Origin of the sequence: Traorella massiliensis, from assembly GCF_900104665.1 — a bacterium.
GTDB classification, from domain to species: domain Bacteria; phylum Bacillota_I; class Bacilli_A; order Erysipelotrichales; family Erysipelotrichaceae; genus Traorella; species Traorella massiliensis.
In genome coordinates, this window is the sequence record NZ_LT629968.1 from 529,579 (window position 1) to 548,200 (window position 18,622).

At 34.5% G+C, this 18,622-nt stretch carries 17 protein-coding genes; 15 read left to right on the top strand and 2 right to left on the bottom strand.

Annotated features, from left to right (window positions below):
• The first annotated feature begins 323 nt into the window (after positions 1-323).
• From BQ5367_RS07095 to BQ5367_RS07115, 5 genes are read left to right on the top strand one after another with little or no spacing between them, the layout of a single operon-like run.
• Complete coding sequence (locus BQ5367_RS07095) at positions 324-929, top strand: hypothetical protein (RefSeq protein ID WP_071441818.1); 606 nt, start codon at positions 324-326, stop codon at positions 927-929.
• Positions 926-7,603 carry a SpaA isopeptide-forming pilin-related protein gene (locus BQ5367_RS07100; protein ID WP_071441819.1) on the top strand — a complete coding sequence of 2,226 codons (6,678 nt, stop codon included), beginning with the start codon at positions 926-928 and terminating at the stop codon, positions 7,601-7,603. The genes BQ5367_RS07095 and BQ5367_RS07100 overlap by 4 nt, the downstream gene beginning before the upstream one ends.
• A gap of 15 nt (positions 7,604-7,618) precedes the next feature.
• Positions 7,619-9,187: an isopeptide-forming domain-containing fimbrial protein gene (locus BQ5367_RS07105; RefSeq protein ID WP_071441820.1), complete on the top strand. Its 1,569-nt coding sequence runs from the start codon at positions 7,619-7,621 to the stop codon at positions 9,185-9,187.
• A gap of 18 nt (positions 9,188-9,205) precedes the next feature.
• Positions 9,206-10,081 (top strand): class C sortase, encoded by an 876-nt coding sequence (locus tag BQ5367_RS07110; protein WP_071441821.1) that lies wholly within the window; start codon positions 9,206-9,208, stop codon positions 10,079-10,081.
• Positions 10,065-10,754, top strand: coding sequence for a class C sortase (locus BQ5367_RS07115; RefSeq protein WP_071441822.1), 690 nt, complete (start codon positions 10,065-10,067; stop codon positions 10,752-10,754). The genes BQ5367_RS07110 and BQ5367_RS07115 overlap by 17 nt, the downstream gene beginning before the upstream one ends.
• 11 nt (positions 10,755-10,765) lie before the next feature.
• Here BQ5367_RS07115 and BQ5367_RS07120 read toward each other — a convergent pair whose 3' ends face one another.
• The gene (locus BQ5367_RS07120) at positions 10,766-11,626 is read right to left on the bottom strand and encodes an arginase (protein ID WP_071441823.1); all 861 of its coding nucleotides are present in this window, start codon (positions 11,624-11,626) and stop codon (positions 10,766-10,768) included.
• A 128-nt stretch (positions 11,627-11,754) separates the two neighbouring features.
• Between BQ5367_RS07120 and BQ5367_RS07125 the strand changes: the two genes are divergently transcribed.
• From BQ5367_RS07125 to BQ5367_RS07145, 5 genes are all read left to right on the top strand, one after another.
• Positions 11,755-12,690 (top strand): tyrosine-protein phosphatase, encoded by a 936-nt coding sequence (locus tag BQ5367_RS07125; RefSeq protein ID WP_071441824.1) that lies wholly within the window; start codon positions 11,755-11,757, stop codon positions 12,688-12,690.
• Positions 12,683-13,477, top strand: a complete 795-nt coding sequence (locus BQ5367_RS07130) for a Cof-type HAD-IIB family hydrolase (protein WP_071441825.1) — start codon at positions 12,683-12,685, stop codon at positions 13,475-13,477. Before BQ5367_RS07125 ends, BQ5367_RS07130 begins: the two co-directional genes overlap by 8 nt.
• A 76-nt stretch (positions 13,478-13,553) precedes the next feature.
• A complete protein-coding gene (locus BQ5367_RS07135) occupies positions 13,554-13,847 on the top strand; it encodes a helix-turn-helix domain-containing protein (RefSeq protein ID WP_071441826.1) in 294 nt (97 codons plus the stop codon).
• Positions 13,848-13,866: 19 nt separating this feature from the next.
• Positions 13,867-14,451: an RdgB/HAM1 family non-canonical purine NTP pyrophosphatase gene (rdgB, locus tag BQ5367_RS07140; RefSeq protein WP_071441827.1), complete on the top strand. Its 585-nt coding sequence runs from the start codon at positions 13,867-13,869 to the stop codon at positions 14,449-14,451.
• Between the two features lies 1 nt (position 14,452).
• Positions 14,453-14,953: a tRNA (cytidine(34)-2'-O)-methyltransferase gene (locus tag BQ5367_RS07145; RefSeq protein WP_071441828.1), complete on the top strand. Its 501-nt coding sequence runs from the start codon at positions 14,453-14,455 to the stop codon at positions 14,951-14,953.
• A gap of 133 nt (positions 14,954-15,086) precedes the next feature.
• On the opposite strand, the gene BQ5367_RS07150 is transcribed toward BQ5367_RS07145, so the two are convergent.
• Entirely contained in the window at positions 15,087-15,332 is a 246-nt protein-coding gene (locus tag BQ5367_RS07150) for a DUF3892 domain-containing protein (RefSeq protein WP_071441829.1), read from the bottom strand.
• A gap of 108 nt (positions 15,333-15,440) precedes the next feature.
• Between BQ5367_RS07150 and BQ5367_RS13510 the strand changes: the two genes are divergently transcribed.
• The 5 genes from BQ5367_RS13510 (at position 15,441) to ftsW (ending at position 18,621) form a co-directional block, all read left to right on the top strand.
• Entirely contained in the window at positions 15,441-15,587 is a 147-nt protein-coding gene (locus tag BQ5367_RS13510; RefSeq protein WP_154667085.1) for a hypothetical protein, read from the top strand.
• 10 nt (positions 15,588-15,597) lie between these two features.
• Positions 15,598-16,047, top strand: coding sequence for a RidA family protein (locus BQ5367_RS07155; protein ID WP_071441830.1), 450 nt, complete (start codon positions 15,598-15,600; stop codon positions 16,045-16,047).
• Positions 16,048-16,086: 39 nt separating this feature from the next.
• On the top strand, positions 16,087-16,584 hold the full coding sequence (locus BQ5367_RS07160) for a competence protein ComK (protein WP_071441831.1): 498 nt from the start codon (positions 16,087-16,089) through the stop codon (positions 16,582-16,584).
• 16 nt (positions 16,585-16,600) lie between these two features.
• Positions 16,601-17,464 carry a YitT family protein gene (locus BQ5367_RS07165; RefSeq protein ID WP_071441832.1) on the top strand — a complete coding sequence of 288 codons (864 nt, stop codon included), beginning with the start codon at positions 16,601-16,603 and terminating at the stop codon, positions 17,462-17,464.
• Positions 17,465-17,535: 71 nt separating this feature from the next.
• Positions 17,536-18,621 (top strand): putative lipid II flippase FtsW, encoded by a 1,086-nt coding sequence (ftsW, locus tag BQ5367_RS07170; protein WP_143052362.1) that lies wholly within the window; start codon positions 17,536-17,538, stop codon positions 18,619-18,621.
• The last annotated feature ends 1 nt before the right edge of the window (position 18,622 follow it).

Genomic DNA, 18,622 nt, shown 5'->3' on the forward strand with positions numbered 1-18,622 from the left:
ATTTATGATTACAAAAAAATAATATAAAAATCGTTATTTTTAAGTAAAAAAATGATAAAAAGTATAAATAAATCTTTAAAAATGAAATTGAAATAGAAAAAAAACTATATTATAATTTTTATGGAAAGTGAAAGAAATTATTTATATTTTAAATCATACATAAAATTATTTATGATCAGATAAAATTTAATAATTATGAATGAAATTATAACGATTTCGTTCGTTGCATAGAATCTTTGAGAGGAAGATTTTATTAAAAAAATAAAAATAAAATGAGCGAATGAATATCTTTACATTTTAGTTTCCATAGGGGGAGAAGATTGATGAAAACTATTGCAAAGACAGGGGAAAGATATGAATTAAAATCAAAACATAAGTTTCGTTATTTTATCATCATTTTATGTGGTTTTCTGGTTTTTAATGCTATCGTTGAACCAATTAAGCATCTTCTTGCCAATACGATTGAAGAAGGAGCAGAGGTTTCATTAGGGATTTCAGGGTTGAAAGCATTTAGTGAAACAGAAGATGGTTCGCTTCTGTATATTGGTCATGACGATGAAGCAATCGGCTGGAAAGTCGTCAATAAAAATGTTCATAAAGATGATACTGAGGCAATTGCCCTGTCTGTTTCTCATGAGTATGTTGTTGATGACAGGGGTGAAACTTTTTTTGAAAATGTCTTATCTTTAGAAGAAAGAAATCATGTATTAGAACTTCAAGCTGTGGCTGAAAATGATAATATGTGGGAATTTGGAATGCTGTTTTCTAAAAATGCCATTCTGTTTACAATGCCTGCTGAAATTCATGCGGATCAGCTTTTAAAGGTTGCAGTATCTTCAGATTTAAATAAAAAAGCAGCAATATTAGCAGTAAATGATCATGTTAATGCTGTTCGAGAAGATAATCATATTTTTATAGTGGGGAAATGAATATCCTCAGTTTTTCGCATGCTTCTGCCCAAAGTATTTATGAATCAGCGAATCGTCTTTCAGCGTTGATTCTTAATGAAAATAATGAAGTTTTATATTATGGAAAAGTGAATGAAGCAGATGCATTAACGACGACACTAACATTGCCTGATCTTGAGGCTGGAGATTATTCTTTGCTAATATTTGCGGAAAAGGAAAACGAAGCTTATATATCTAATTATGTAAGTGCGTTTAGCGAGTTATCATTTACAATAAATCCTTCTGTTAGTGGGAATCATGATGAAACTGAAGAAATATCTTATTTAGATGAATTATGTAGTGATGAGAATTGTTCTCATGTATATCGTGATCTTGATGGTGAATTGTTTTCATTATGTGCAAGAGGAGAATACATGCTGAGACAGAAAAGCATGATGGCAATAAATGATGCAACGGATACGAATTTGGCATTAAATAAAACGGTTATAGCTCGATCTGCTTTTACAGATGAACAGAGTGATGTTTACGTACAGCAAGCATTAACATATGCTGTTGATGGAGACACCAGCTTAAATAGATATTCTGATTTTGGTGATATGAATACTACAAAAAAAATGTCTGTTTATTTACAAGTTGATTTAGAAGAAATATCAGCTGTAAATCAGATAAAATTATTCCGTTATTATGGCGATGGTCGGACTTATGATGCGACTGTCATTGCAATAGCCAATAGTGAAGATGATTTTAAAAATGGGAATGCTGTCATTGTGTATAATTCGGATTCAGGAAATGTTCATGGTTTTGGAGAAGAAGCCTATGCAATAGGAAAAGAAAACTTTGATGAAAGATATTCCGAGACTTCTAAGGGTCTGTCAATAGATTGTACAGATATCAAAGGAAGGTATGTGCGTGTATATGGTTATGGTTCCGATGCATATGCAAGTGGAAGAAATCATATTGTGGAATTAGAAGTTTATGGTCATGCAGATGATCCGTATTATAATGAAGGAATCTATTTTACAAGTATTTCAGATTTATATAATGATTCAATGCTTTATCAGGACCACTCTTATTATAATGGAATGGATGTTGTTCGTGTGGATGCGATATTTACAAACACTGCCGGTTCAAAAAAGCAGTACCGTATGGTAGAACTTCAAAATGGTATGTTTAGTACGGTTGTGCCACCGAAGCTTAACAATGAAGATCCATATAAATATCTGACATTTAGAATTTATGAAAAAGATGCAGAAGGGAATATTAATCCACATGATTTAGGTATTATCTATGATTTTACAGTAAGCAATGATCAGGATGATCAGATTACTGATGAAAATAATGGTTCATTTTCATTGGTGTCAAAACTAAGAGATTGCTATTATTGGACAGGTGATCTTTATACCTCTTATTGGAGCGGACATCCTTCTTCAGATGAGAAGATTCTTGATGAACAAGCAATTTATGTTGATAAAAACGGGATAGATTCATGGGAAAAAGTTTGGATCACATATACAACTGTAAATGAATCTGGTGATCGAATTGCTGTTTCTGAAGAAGTAACAAAAATGACCCGTACGGATAATATTATCTATTATCTTTTTGATAATAATTGTGGTGTCACTGAACATACTTTACTTGCAATTTCGAATCAGCCTCTTGCTGCAGAGGGAAATATGATTGAAAGTAATGATGCAGAGATTTTCTATTTTCTATACAATATTTCTTCAGATGATAATATGATTATTCTTCGAAATCTGGATAATTATGAGCGTATATGGGGAACTTATCTTGCTGAAGGAGAACGTTATCTAGCTTTTCGAGATCAGCTTTATGGACAGGAAGGTGCTTTGATTCAGGAAAATGATCAGCTTCAATATCGAATAGGAAACAGCACAGATTCTATGGAAGATGTATGGGAAAATATGATTCAAAATACAGATCCGGATAGCAATGCTGACTTATACAAGCTTTTCTTTACAGATAAAAAAATCCCTGAAGAGGTGCACTATATTCAATTTAGGATCATGAATGGAAACACTTTAAAATATCAGTCGGATGTTTTAGAAATTGATGATGCCTATGCTTATCCTTGTTTTTTTGCCGATGTTTATCAGAAATCTAATAGCAGCTATCAAAGTGCTGAAGGCCATATCAGCGGTGACTGGACATCTATTTTTGGTACAAATTATCATGGTGAAGAAAGTGTGAATGTGCCTTTACAGACAAACACGACTTATGATTCTGATCATTTCTATGCTTCGGCAACGATCTATGATTACTATTCTGAATATGAATTACAAGGTAAGGACATTACTACTTCAAATGGCACTATAACAAGTACGGAGAATATTGAAGGCGGATCTACTTATGATTATCCGGATGCAGGAAGTATTTTTAATACAGCTATTTCTGATTATTTTAAAGACTTTGAAAATGTTTATCCATTTTATTTTGGACAGAATAGAAAAACAGCCTTAAATAGTGATGGATATAATAAAGATGTAAATGGAAATAATGATCCATATCAGCTTGGATATAATGACTGGACAAGCGGTTTTCAATATTCCTTTGGTTATGTGGATAAGACATTGAATGAAGATGGGGAACTAACAACACAAGGAGTTGCCTATCCACAGTTTGATGAAAGTTTTATAAGAGGAGATAATTCTTTAAAGACTTCTTTAGGTTATGTTTATAACGATGTAGAATTTCCGTTTTTCTTTAATGATGAAACTGGGTATTGGGAATATAATAGCAGTGATGAAAACCATGCTTTACGTTTGAAAGAAGATCCTAAGACCGGATATTATCTAGATCATACACAGGAAGGCGTTAGAGTAAATGACGAATATAGTTTTAATGGACAAGGATGTGGATTCTTTCCATTTAATGATCCGGTAGAACAAGATGTTCATTTGAATCTTTTGTATGGTATGAAAATGGACATTGAATTTTATATCACTGAAGATGGAACTATTATGATTCGAGATGATCAAGGTAGTCTGGTCAGCCAGGATATCATCTTTAAATTCTCCGGAGATGATGATTTTATGGCTTATATCGATGGACATCTGGTCCTTGATATAGCGGGTGTCCATAATCCTCTATATGGTGAAATCAATTTTAACAGTGGAAATATACTGACTCATCCTTTGAATGAAGATTATACACCGAATGAGACACAGACTCATATGCAGACCAATTTATATGAAATAGAGTCAGATGGACAGCGATTATTTACAAAAGAAAATTTGTCTGAAGGAACTCATACTATGACGATTTTCTTTATGGAACGTGGTATGAGTATTTCAAATCTGATGATGTCTTTTAATTTCCCACGTTCAAATCAGCTGGATGTCACGAATAAAGTGGATATGAGCTCAGCTAATCCGTTTTTTGAGGAAGCATTGGAGAATATCGGGAATTTTAAATATACGATTTATCAGCAAACAACAAGTGGCGATATTTTAAATGTTGAAGATTCTGCCGGTTATCTTCATAATGATTCAGTAGTTGCTTTCAATGACTTCACAAATATTATTTATCAAAAGGAAAATGAAGTCATTCTACAGCCTTCAAGCGATGAATTGATCAATGGAAGTCTTGATAATGTTTTAAAGCTGGAAAATATATCTAGTGGCGAAAATTTGAGTCGAGCTGATATGCAGGAAAAAATCATATCAGACAATCAATACTGGGTAGAGATTCCTTCCCAGGATGGGACTGCTGTTGATTTATCAGGAACGGAATATTTACGTATCAATATGTACTATGATTATGACAACGCATTTAGTACAGGAAATGATATTCATATTCGTTTAGTGGATGATTATGGAAATTTAATTCAATCTACAGTAAATCAGCTTGCTTATGGCAATTTTACGACTTCAATTGTCCATAATGAGTGGGTAACGCTTCGTCTGGATCTGAAAAAGTTAGCAGGATCCGTAACGAATTTTGATTTTTCTAAAGTAAAGCTATTACAGATTGCATTTGCAAGGGATGGCGGCGTGCTTTATTTGAATAGTCTTGATTTCAGAGGTGCGATCATTGAGGAAGAATCATATGGATTTAATGTTTCCAATAATCAGATATCTGATTATGGTTCTTTGGCTGATGAAGATGTTATTAATTATAATAAGGCTTCACTTCAGCCTGCTTATGGAGCGTTCTTCTATGTCAATGATATTGGTGAAGAAGATGTAAAGAATGGAAATCCAGTCATGGTTTATGAAAATGGTGAATTTGAATTGGGAGATAATTGGAAGGCATCTTTTGTAGATAAATTTCGAGAAGGCAGTTATTTACAGATTATTCAAAGCAATGGTTCCAAATTAAATTCAGCTTTCAGAACTAACTGGTCAATTCTTCAAGATGCTGTTTATGATACTCATTCAGAGTCGTATACTTCAGGTTATGTTGATGATAATTGGCTGGCTCTTTATCCAGGACAGCATTCAATCATCAATGATCCGAATATACAGGATAATACAATTACGCATGTGGAAGGATATGTTCCTTCAGATGATCGTAATGTTGCCAGTGTTGATGAACATGGAGCAATAAGTTATATCTATCCTAGCAGTAATCGTGATAATCATACAAGCGGAAATAATGATACCTTTGTTTTCAGAGGATATTATAATCCTGATAATGCACAGAAGGGAAATGTTCATTTAACAGTTGCGTTTGAAAATGAATTGATCACGGGTGGTATCGTTATTACAAAGATTATCAATTATGATGATGAAAGAGTTGCTGATGAAGATCATACGTATACTTTCCATATTCATTATGAAAATATAGCCGGAATGGATCTTGAATCAGGAATTTCTGATCTTTATGAGGATAGCAGTTTGACTCAGACAGTGAGTATAACTGTTCCAAAGCATGTTTATGAAGAGGGGATTGAACAAGTAAGCCTTGCAATTTATGGAATTCCTGTAGGTACAGAATATACTGTACATGAAGTTAATGAAGAACCTGAAATTTTAGAAGCAGGTAAGGTTTATGAATATGTAAAACCTGATAATAGTGACTTTATAGATGACTGGAATGAGAGTGAACATACAGAAATCAATACAGATGATCATGGTGTTATTTCAACGACTCAAGACTATAATGTGGGCAATGCTGTTGTAAAACAGAAAGTATTAAAAGGAACTGTCAAAGAGAGTATTCAGGAACTTCGTTTTACAAATTATCAGCGCTATCCTTCTACTGAAATTCAAATTGTTAAAGAGCTTCAAAAGAGTGTTTATAAAGAAGATAAATTGTTCCTTTTCCATGTTCATGCTACATGGAAGGAGAATGGAGAGACAGTTACTCAGTTAATTACTCCTTATGTAGAAGTGAAAGCAGGACAGACAAGTGGAAAGATCGTAATATCAGAATTACCGGAAGGTGCTTCTTATGTGATTCATGAAGTAGATGAAAGTAGTCTTGTATCAGTAACAAAGCAAGATTATTGCACAACAATTGGTACGGATGAACCATTAAACGATGTAGAAAGTATTACACATTCACATGAAAATGTTGAAATTATAGAAAATTATGAAATAGAGACATGTGGTACAGTAAGGTATGCAGCAACTGGGATTACGAATATTAGCCGTCAGACTTTTACCTTTACGAATAAAGGTCCTAATCATCTAACGGTATTGAAAACAGATACTGGATCAAATCCATTAGCGAATGCAGGATTTACTCTTTATGATGAAAATGGAAAAGTGGTTGAATCACAGAAAATAAGTGAATATTATCGAAGGAATCTAACCAATACAAATGATTTGCAGATTAGTATTGATGGAAGCATATATTCGGTTTATGAAGCAGGTAATGAGAAGGTATATTATACGCCGTTGACTGATGAAGAAATAAGTGCTTATTTAAGTGGAACACTTGAAGATAGTGAAGAAGTAGTTGCTTTAGTTCATTTTGATGATCTAGCAGATGGCAGATATTACTTAAGAGAAACATTGTCACCAAACGGCTATTCAGGCATTGATAGAAATACACGTATTCAATTTACATTACCATATGATTCATCAGATGGATGGACAAGCAGTTCGATTGATGGTGTAAATTGTGATACTTCCAATGGTGTTTTAAATGTACAATATACGATAAAAAATAAGATGAATACAGGTATTTTTCAGTTTTATAAGGAAAATAAAGAAGGAGAACGTATGCAGGGGGTAACTTTTGCACTGTATCGCTTAAATTGTAATGATGATAGCCATGATCATGAATCTGATTTAATTAAAATCGATGAAAATGGCGAACTGGCAGCAGATTATCCATACTCTAACTGTTGGTACCAAATTGCAATTGCGGATACAAATCAAAACGGTTTTCTTTCATTTAATGGGTTAAGTCCAAGTAATACTTATAGACTGATAGAAGTGAAAACCGATGATGGTTATAGCTTGCCGAAAGGTCAATGGATTATAACCTATGATGCAGTTAGACAGAATTTTACGGTATCTGGAAATATTGATAATACGCCGGCATTCAGTGGTCAAGGAACGGCTGCTGATCCATATATAGTAAGAAATTACAAGATAGGGGATCTTCCTTCTACAGGAGGAAGAGGCTGGTTATACCTGTTAGGTGCAGGACTCATGTTATTTGTGATGATTTACTGGAGCTATATAGGTATTTTAAGGTGGAAACACAAAAAAGCTTGTAAGTAAGGAGGGAAAGAAAAAATGAAAAGAAAAACAATTTACAAGTTCTTATGTTTATGTTTGACATTATTAATGGCTGCAAGTGCGTTTATGCCTGTAAAGGCATTGAAAAGTACTGATACTGCCAATGTCACGATTTCGGAGATTGATGCGAATTATGGAGCAACTGTGACAGCTTATAAACTGATTAATGTGAATTTAGATTCTAATGGAAATCCTATGGATCCTGCTTACAAGTGGGACAACGCTGTAGCAGACTGGCTGTCAGCTCATGAATATGGGGATTATGTTTCTGCTGACGATAATGTTACAGATACTTTTGAAAAGTTAGAGGATGATAGTACTGAAATAAAAACACTAGTAGATGATCTAGCTAGTGCGATTCGTGAAGGTACCCTTACCGTTGCTCCACAGACTTCGGTAGATGTAGAAAAAGGGACTACTGAGGCAAATTATACTTTAGAAATGGGAGCTTATCTTTTCTTAGTGAGTGATGGTGTTAAAATATATGCTCCGGGATTTGCAAGAGTTTATCCAGAATATGATGATGAGCATAATCAGTGGGTTTTGAGTGCAGATACATTAAATATTTCATTAAAAAGCAATGAACCAGCCATCACAAAAACGGTGAACGGTGAAGGCGTTAGTGTTGCAGTAGGGGAAACAGTAACATATACAGTAACAATTGACGTACCACAGTATGGTGAAACAGTATCTGATACAAAGAAAGCATTTGTAGTTTCAGATGAGATGGCATCAGGACTTACTTTTAATGATGATGTGAGAATTACGGCAAAACTTAATGATGCAGATACGGATATCAGTCAGTATTTTACACTTTCTCAAGAAGAAGGAAAACTATTCGTATATACTGCAAAATACGATGAACTAAAAGCAGTGATCGGTGATGTAACTCAAATCACTTTGACTTATACTGCTACGGTTAACAATACCGCTTATGCTGCTGAATCATTATTGAATGAAGCTTTCCTTACGTATGATGTAAAACCTTATGTAACTGCTGTTGATCTTAAAACAAAAAATGATACAGTACAAAGCTATACATATGGTCTTGAAATTACCAAGCAGGTAGATACAGTAGGCGATTTAGTAAATGGAACACAATTTACCTTAAGCAATGCTGAGGGGACAGAATTAAAGTTCAATCAGAAAGATGATTATTATTATTTAGATGTGAATGGAAATGCCACATTAACTGTAGATGCAGCAGGTAAGATAAAGATTCATGGGCTTGATCTAGGTACGTATACATTAAAAGAAATTAAAGCACCAGAAGGATATACAGTTCCAAGTGAAGTTACAACGATCGTATTGACGGATACTGCTGAAAATCTTGGTGAGCTAGATGCTGTCAATGTTAGCGGTCCTAATGTAAAAGAAGATGGTACTGTAATAGATGCAACTTATAAAAATCAGTTAGATCTTATTATTATGAACTATAAAAATGATTTTAACCTTCCTACTACCGGTGGTATGGGTACGATGATCTTTACAGTTGCTGGCATCCTGCTGATGGGTGGCGCCGTTATCTTGATGGTATTTGTTCTTAGAAAGAAAAAAGAACAGTAAGATTTATAGGGTTTGTTTATGAAAAAAGAAAATAAATCTCATATCACAAACCCTCTTCTTTTCCTGATGTCAATCATCATTTTTATGATTGGCATTGGGATTTTTGCGTATCCGGCTGTTAGTAATTATCTTGCACAGATCAATCAGCGTGAAGTGATTACGGTTTATGATAACCAGATTGATGAAAGTCATCAGGAAGAAATAGAAAGACAGTGGGAATTGGCAGAAATATACAATGATAATCTTGCAGGTGATCCTTTGCATGATCCTTTTATTCCTGGCAGTGGCTATGCATTACCCGACAATTATCTTGAAGTACTAAATGTGAGCGGGGATGGTGTGATGGGGTATATTGAAATTCCTAAGATCAATGTGTATTTGCCAATCTACCATGGAACAGATGAAGAAGTTCTTCAAAAAGGGGCAGGGCATCTGGAAGGGTCTGCTTTGCCAATCGGCGGTAAAGGAAGAAATAGTGTTATTAGCGCACATCGTGGTTTACCAAGCGCCGAACTGTTCAGTCGTTTAGATGAAATGGAAATTAGCGATGTATTTTATATTCACGTTCTTGATGAAATCTTGGCATATGAGGTTTATGGAATAGATGTCATTGAGCCTGAACAGCTAGAAGAGCTGAGCTTTGTGGAAAACGAAGATTTAGTAACATTGCTTACTTGTACACCTTATGCAGTAAATACACATCGTCTTTTAGTACGTGGTCAGCGGATTGCTTATATTGAAGAAGAAGCTGATAAAATTCGTCAACAAGCACATGATGGAATTTCTAAATGGTTATATGAATATCTGTTTGCGATTCTTTTGGGGATCATCCTATTAATAGTGATTATATGGCTGTTAAAGAAAAAGAGGAGATCATATGAGCAAGAAAGTTAAAGTGATCCTATTGATGCTAATTTTTATCGTAGGACTGGGCCTATTTCTATATCCAGCTATAACAAGCAGGATCAATCGTACTCATTTAAAAAGAGAAGTGGAACACTTTGAAGAAGAATTAAATGAAATTAAAGAGAATCATGATTTTGATCAATTATATGAGCTTATGAAGGCTTATAACGATCAGCTTTATGAAGAAAGACAGATTCATTTGAATAGTGAGGAAGCGTATGAGATTCCTTGTATGGATCTTACGGTATATGGCTTTGAAAATAATATGGTTGGATCACTGTATATTGAACGTATTGATTTAACTGTTCCAATTTTATTAGGAGCTAGCAATGAAAATATGTTCGAAGGAGTAACTCATTTATCAAATACATCATTACCTATTGGTGGAATCAATACGAACTGTGTCATTTCAGGACATCGTGGTATGGTGTCTAAAGAAATGTTTCGAAATATTGAAGAAATACAGATAGGTGATTTAATTCAAATCACTAATTTTTGGGAAACCCTGACTTATGAAGTGAAAGAGGTAGAAGTCGTTGAAGTTACCCAGACAGAGAAACTTTTTATTCAGGAAGGGAAAGATATGGTCACTTTGATTACCTGTCATCCTTATCAAGTATTTAATCAACGGTACATGGTCTATTGTGAGCGTGTAAAATAAAGAAGTACGTTTTATCCGTACTTCTTTTCTAATAATATTTTCATGTCATTGATCAGTTGAACTGTAAATTTAGCTGTTACATCATCTTTATCATGAACAGTGTTAAACTCTACGATATCCATTGAAGATACAGGTAAATTGATAGCTAATTCACTGAGGATCTGATTTGCCTGGTGAGGTGTGAAACCATCTTTTACAGGGACTGAAACACCTGGCAAATACAGTGGATTTACGGAATCAATATCGAAGCTGACATGTACATGTTTAAGATGTGATAAATAATCAATACATTCCTTTAAACAGTTATCTAAGCCTTTTTCCTTTACATCTTGATAGCTAAAGTGCTTAATATTTAACTCTTTTAAGAATTCAGCTTCTGGTGGATCTACATCCCTTAACCCGATATATACAATATTTCCTGCTTTTATCTTTGGTTCGTCATTCAGAAAGTCTGTTAAGCTTTTTTCACCCATGCCAAGAAGAGCAGCTACTGGCATACCATGAATATTACCTGTAACTGTTGTCTGATCCGTATTGATATCTGTATGTGCATCAACCCAGATCAATCCGATTTCTCCATAATGTACGGCTGCAGCTGAAACAGTACCCATAGCAGCCGCATGATCTCCTCCGATAAATAGAGGAAAATCATTTTTCTGAAGAATTTCGTGATAACTGTATTGTGCAATCGCATCACAAGTTTTCACGATACTGTTAAGATTTTTTAAGTTATGCTGATGTGTTTCATCTGTGATGATTTCATCCAAAACATTCATCTTTAATCCATAGTTTTCCTGAAGATATTTTAGGCTTGTTTTTAAGCCATCATCATTGGCCCCCATTGAAAGGGGACATCCAAATAATTGAATCATTTGATAACTTCTCCTCCAATATATTCACTATTATATAGTATTTTGAGATGATTTCAATAAAATTAAATTTAAAATTTGTAGAAGTTTTAAAAGTAAAATATTATAATGTTGGCTGTAGGAGGAATAATATGAAACTAATAAAAGAAAAAGAAACGTTAATATTTGATCCTCAAAGAAAAGGACGTTATAAGATTCAAAAATTAGGAGAAAAAGAAGCTGTTTTTCATGAAGGAAAACTAATCTTAAATGAAACGGATATTCATCCTATATATGAGGTGACATTTGATGATGAGCATAGAATAGTAGGTGAAACACTCATATCAGATATAGATATTATGAATTTCAGAGATATTGGCGGTTTTGTGAATGAAGATGGCTATCAGGTAAAATATGGCTGTTTTTATCGTAGTTCACCGATTCTTTTAGATACATCTGTGAAAAAAGAATATTTTAAAAAGTTGAAGATTCAGGCAATTCTTGATTTTAGAAGTGATGAAGAGGTAAATAGATGTCAAGATGATGTATTAGATGGTGTTAGCTATTTCCATAAAAGTGCTATTCATGATAAGGAATATGATAGTAATTTTGATATGGGATCACTTTTAAAAGATGATAATGCGAATGAACTTTCTACATATATGAAACGTGTTTATGTGCAATTACCCTTTGATAATGAAGCTTATAAAACAATGTTTGATTTAATGCTTCATGAAAATACACCTTTTGTCTTCCACTGTTCAGCAGGAAAGGATCGTACAGGAGTAGGGGCGTATTTGATATTAAAAACGCTGGGTGTCAGTGATGATGTGATCATGGATGATTATATGATGAGTAATGTATATTTATATGAAAAAAATAAAGAGTTAATAAAGCATTACGGAGATATGTCGAAAGCTGATGAAATCTTTGGTGTTATTAAAGAAAACCTGATGTTTACGATGAAGGCAATTGCTGGTAAATATGGTGATTTTAAAACTTATTTGAAAGAAGAATATGATATTGATGATAAAAAGATCGAAAAGCTGAAGCATTTATATCTCTATGAGGAAAAGATTCATGATTAAAATGTGTGTGTTTGATGTTGATGGTACTTTGTTTGATTATTACAATAACTGTGTACATGCATCTACGATAAAAGCTTTAAGAAAATTACAGGAAAAAGGTATTTTGATTGCAGTTGCAACAGGACGTGCTCATTATGGATTAGGAAAAGCTTTGAATGATTTACATTTTGATTATATTTGTGCAGTTAATGGGGCAGTCATAGCTGATGCAAACCAGCAGGTGCTCATTCGTCATGATTTCACAAGAGAAGATGTGGATCAGATCAATGAGTTTGCCCATCAATATGATGCTGGATTGGCATGGAAATTTATTGACCATGTTTATATCTACCAGCATAAAGAAAAAATAGATTGGTATGAGGGGCAAATTCACAGTGATATTGGTTTAGATCCATTTATTGATTGCCCAAAACAAGATCGTCATCTAAAAGATGATCTGCCACAAAGTGCGAGCATCAATGCTCCCTCAGAAAAGATAGAAGCTGTATTTGGAAATTCAAAGTGGCTTTCTTTTCTTAGATGTTCAGATACCGGTTATGATGTTGTTTTAAAGGGAATGAATAAGGGAGTTGGATTATCAGAATTGATGCAGCTAACAGGTTTAGATAAAGATGAGATCATGGTTTTTGGGGATAATTATAATGATATAAGCATGTTTGATATTGCCGGATATCGCATTGCCATGGGTAATGCAATTGAGGAAATTAAAGAAAAGGCAACTTATGTTACTGCGGACTGTGCTCATGATGGTATCTATCAGGCATGTCTTCATTATCATTTGATTTAACACGCAATTGCGTGTTTTTATATATGCACATAAATGATGTTGTGTTGACTGTTAGAATGATGGTGGAGGTGATAATATGCTAGGTTTACGAATAAAACAGCTTCGCTGTGGCAGTGGCTTAACAAGCAGTCAGGTTGCTTCTTATCTGCATATTGATTTAAAGTTATACATTCTAATAGAAAATGATGAGACTATGGTTAATGCAAAGATCGTAGATAAGCTTTGTGCTTTATATGGCTGTGATGAAAAAGTAATCTATGATGCACAAGAGAAACTTATATGTCCTGATATGAGCCATCTGCAAGGTGTTTCTCTTGAAAAGATTGCAAATGTAAGAAAATTATACGCCCGTTATGTGAATGTGCTATAATACTTGCGGAGGTTTTTGTATGAAGGAAATACTAATCGCAACAAGTAATAGTCATAAGGTTGAAGAATTTAAAGAAATGCTGGAACCATTAGGTTATCAGGTAAGATCATTAAAGGATCTTCCTGAAAAGATCGAGATCAATGAAACAGGAAAAACGTTTGAAGAAAATAGCATGATCAAGGCAATGACACTGCACCAGGCTTTAGGATGTGCGGTCATGGCTGATGATAGCGGGTTGATGGTGGATGCCCTTGATGGTGCCCCAGGAGTATACAGTGCCCGTTTTATGGGAGAAGATACAAGTTATGATCTCAAAAATCAATATATTATTGATGCGGTAAAAGGAAAAGAGCGAGGTGCACAATTTGTTTGTGTCATCAGCTATGTGGAAAAAGATGGAACAGCGACAAGTTATAAGGGAGTCGTACGTGGTGAAATCAATGATTGTATTCTTGGAGATAAGGGTTTTGGCTATGATCCTATTTTTTACTATCCGCCATATCACACAACGCTTGCCAATGTGAGCGAAGAGATGAAAAATGCAGTATCTCATCGTGGTATTGCTTTAAGGGCATGTGTTGAATATCTGAAAGGACGTGAATAGGATGATTCATGTCGTTTTATATGAACCGGAAATCCCTCAGAATACTGGGAATATCATGCGTACCTGTGCTGCTACCGGAGCTCATCTGCATCTGATCGAACCACTAGGTTTTTCCTTAGATATAAAAGCTGTTAGAAGAAGCGGTATGGATTATATTTCACATTGCGACTATAATGTTTATCAAAACTGGGAAGAATTTATAGAAAAAAATCCGAGTGATCATTACTATTATTTGACCCGCTATGGAAAAAAAGCTCCTAGTGAATTTGATTTTACTCAGGATAAAGATCATTATTTCATTTTAGGAAAAGAAAGTACAGGGATCCCTCTTGAAATACTACGTAAAGATAAAGAACACTGCATGCGTTTACCAATGAAAGCAGATGCACGTTCTTTAAATTTATCTAATTGTGCCGCTATCATTGTCTATGAATGTCTGCGACAATTAGACTATCCTGAATTAAGTCCTGTAGAAGTCATTAAAGGTGAAGACTGGTTATAAAAATCAAATGTTGACTTGTATTTTTAAAGGATAAGAACTTGGGGACGGATCACATTCATTTTCTTATCATATAGTATACCAAAAGGTCATATATGTTTTATAAACTAAAAGAGGGGGATATCCCCCTCATGTTTTAGAACTCTTTTAATTTAGAAAGATTTGTATTCTTATCACCATCGTTAACACCACGGATATGACGAGCGCCATCTCTTCCTGTAAAAGGCAGTGCATTGGCAATATTGCCGGCTTCGACGGCTTCTAATGCTTGCTCATAATCATACACTTTTCCTGAACTTGTTTTAAATTCTTTTAAAGTGCCATCACTATTCTTGCGAACAGCTACAAACTTTTCTTTTTTGTTTTCAGATTTTGTTTTCATCAACTTACCTCCTGATGTTATTGTCGTACAAATCTTACGCATTATGCACTTCAAAATATGGAAATCTGAGTGAAGTTTGTGTATAATACTAACATGTGAGGTAATGGTATGAATGAAAATTTAAGTGATTTCTTATCAATATTGATCTTGCTGAGTGTTCCTATGCTCTTTTTAGTTATTTTTTTAAGAAATCTGTTTAATCATAAGAAAACAAAAAAGAAAGAGAAAGTAGGAAAATATTACCCAGAGTGGTAGAGGAGAAAGTATGTTTATAAAATCTTTTGAAGCAGAAAATGGTCCTGCAGCTATTGGCCCTTATTCACCTGCCGTTAAATTAGGCGATTTTGTATATGTCAGTGGTCAGCTTCCTATTAATGAAAACAATGAAATAGATGAGTCGATCGCCCTTCAGACAAAAGCCTGTCTGGAGAATATGAAAAAACTTTTAGCCACACAGAATTTAGAATTACGACATGTTGTGAAGACAACAGTATTTATGACTGATTTAGCTGATTTCGACAAATTTAATGAAGTATATGCACAGTATTTTGAAAAGCCATATCCTGCAAGAAGCTGTGTTCAGGTAGCAGCGCTTCCTAAGGGGGCAAAAGTAGAAATTGAAGCATTGGTGATTGATACTCTTGTTTATGAAGCTAATATGAAAAATAAGTCTTGTTCTGGATGTCAGGGTTCTGATTGTTCAGGCTGTCGCTAATGAATAAGCTTTCCTTGCATTAGGAAGGAAAGGAGAAGTATGACGCATATTTTTATGATTACAGGAAATAAGAATGGCTGTGAGATCGTCTATTCACAAAATCAAGAGATAAAAACATCACTATCTCAATGCAAGGCTTCTAAGATGATTTATCAGATGGCTCGTGCTCATTATCGTCCTGTTATGCCAACGGTTAATTTGATAAAAAAGATGTATGGGTATTCTCAAAAAGTGCCTGTTCTTATCGAGTATAATCGTATTCTTTTTTTCCCTACTATCAGTATGAGAGATCCATCATGCTGCTGGATCAATTATTATTGTGTAACAGACATAAAAGGAAATAAAGAAAAAACTGAAATAACTTTTTGTGAATATTCAATCGTTCAAAGAAAACATGCACAGCAGTGGAGCTGTGTTTTACCGATTGATAAACGAGTTATAAAAAAACAGATGAAACGCTGTCATGAAATTCATTCTTGTTTTAGAGGAGATAAAATTATTGAATTGGTAGAGGATAATATGATTTCAAATATATAAAATTCAGGAGATAGATATGGATCAAAAGAAATTCAAAAAGATATTTTTAAGAGTTTTTTACATATGTCTTGGAAGTCTGATCATGGCGGCTAACATTAAAATTTTTGTAAGAGCCGGTAATTTATTCCCAGGAGGTTTTTCAGGTTTGACTGTACTTGTACAGCGTACGATTGAACGCTATACAGGTGTTGAACTGCCATATTCTCTTTTAAACTATACATTAAATCTTTTTCCGGCTTTTGTCGGATTTAAAATGGTAGGAAAGAAGTTTACGTTATATTCATGTGCTGTAATTGCTTTATCAGGCTTTCTGGTAGATGTCATTCCCCAGCAGACAGTAACGATTGATCCACTGCTGATTGCGGTTTTTGGAGGAATTTTAAGTGGAACATCTATTGGTCTTACATTAAAAGGAGGAGCAAGTTCAGGCGGAACCGACTTCTTGGCAATGTATATCTCTAAACGCTTTGACACTGAAAGCTGGAATTATGTTTTGGGATTTAATGTCATTATGCTTGTGATAGCTGGAGCTCAGTTTGGATGGGATGGGGCTTTATATTCGATCATTTTCCAGTTTGTGTCGACACAAGTCGTTTCAGTGATGCATGTGAAATATAAAAAAGTTACATTGAATATCATGACTACCAAAGCAGATGAGCTTGAAGATCAGCTTCTGGTTTATACGCATCATGGTGTGACACGTTTTGAAGGTATTGGCTGTTATTTAAAAGAAAATGTAACGATGCTCTATACGGTAGTTTCTAATGAGCAGCTTAAAGATGTCATGAGACTGGTACATCAGGTTGATGAGCATGCCTTTGTCAATGTTATCAAAACGCAGGCCTTGGAAGGAAGATTCTGGCAGGCACCTATTGAATAAAGAGATTGTGAATGCAATCTTTTTTTAACATTTTTCAAAAATGAGGCGAATATAATAAAATGAGGTGGTTTGTGTTTCATAAAAAAACATATCTTTTTACGATCCTTGTTTTTGCAGTGATGTTTTTAGGACTTATGGAAGTGTATAGCGCATCATTGATGTGGGCACAATTCAAATATCAGGATGGTGCGTATTTCATTAAGCGACAGATCATATTTGCGTGCATTGGTGGCATTGGTTATATCATAGCCAGTCAGATTCATTTAAATAAAATAGAAAAATATCATCGCTGGATCATGTTAATCACATTAGCAGCTATGATCCTTGTGCTGATTCCTGGAATTGGAGTAGAACGTAATGGATCTCGCAGCTGGTTTAAAGTAGCGAGTTTATATGTACAGCCTTCAGAATTTTTGAAGTTTGCGATGATCCTGACAAGTGCTCATTATTTATCAAAGAAAAAACGAATTATATCCTTTATAAAAGATTTGTTTCCTTTGCTTCTTATTGTTTTAGGAGGCTTTGGCTTGATCATGCTGCAGCCGGATTTTGGAAGTGGTATCGTCATGCTTTGCAGTATTATCGTGATGGTGTTTGTGGCGGGGTGTCCCTATTCCTATTTTATCAAGGGCGGTATCATGGGGATAGGTGCTTTAGCGGCTTTAATTTTATCGGCACCATATCGGTTAGAGCGAATTACTTCTTTTCTGGATCCTTGGAAAGATCCTTTAGGCAGCGGGTTTCAAATGATTCAATCTCTTTATGCAATAGCGCCAGGTGGCTTGTTAGGAAGAGGATTCAATACATCCATTCAAAAACAGTTTTATCTCCCTGAACCTCAAACAGATTTTATTTTTTCAATCTTTGCAGAAGAATTTGGATTTATTGGAGGAGCAGCCTTGATCCTCATGTTTTTTTTGATCGTATATAAGGGAGTTGAAATCAGTATTCAGGCAGATTCATCTTTTGAAGGATATATGGGAATTGGAATGATTTCACTATTTGCAATTCAAGTGGGGATTAATTTGGGTGTTGTGGTAGGTGCTTTTCCAGTGACGGGCATTACTTTGCCGCTATTTTCTTATGGCGGGAGCTCATTTGTCGTAATAATGACAATGTTAGGATTTATTTCAGGTATTTCTCATTCAAGAAAATAAA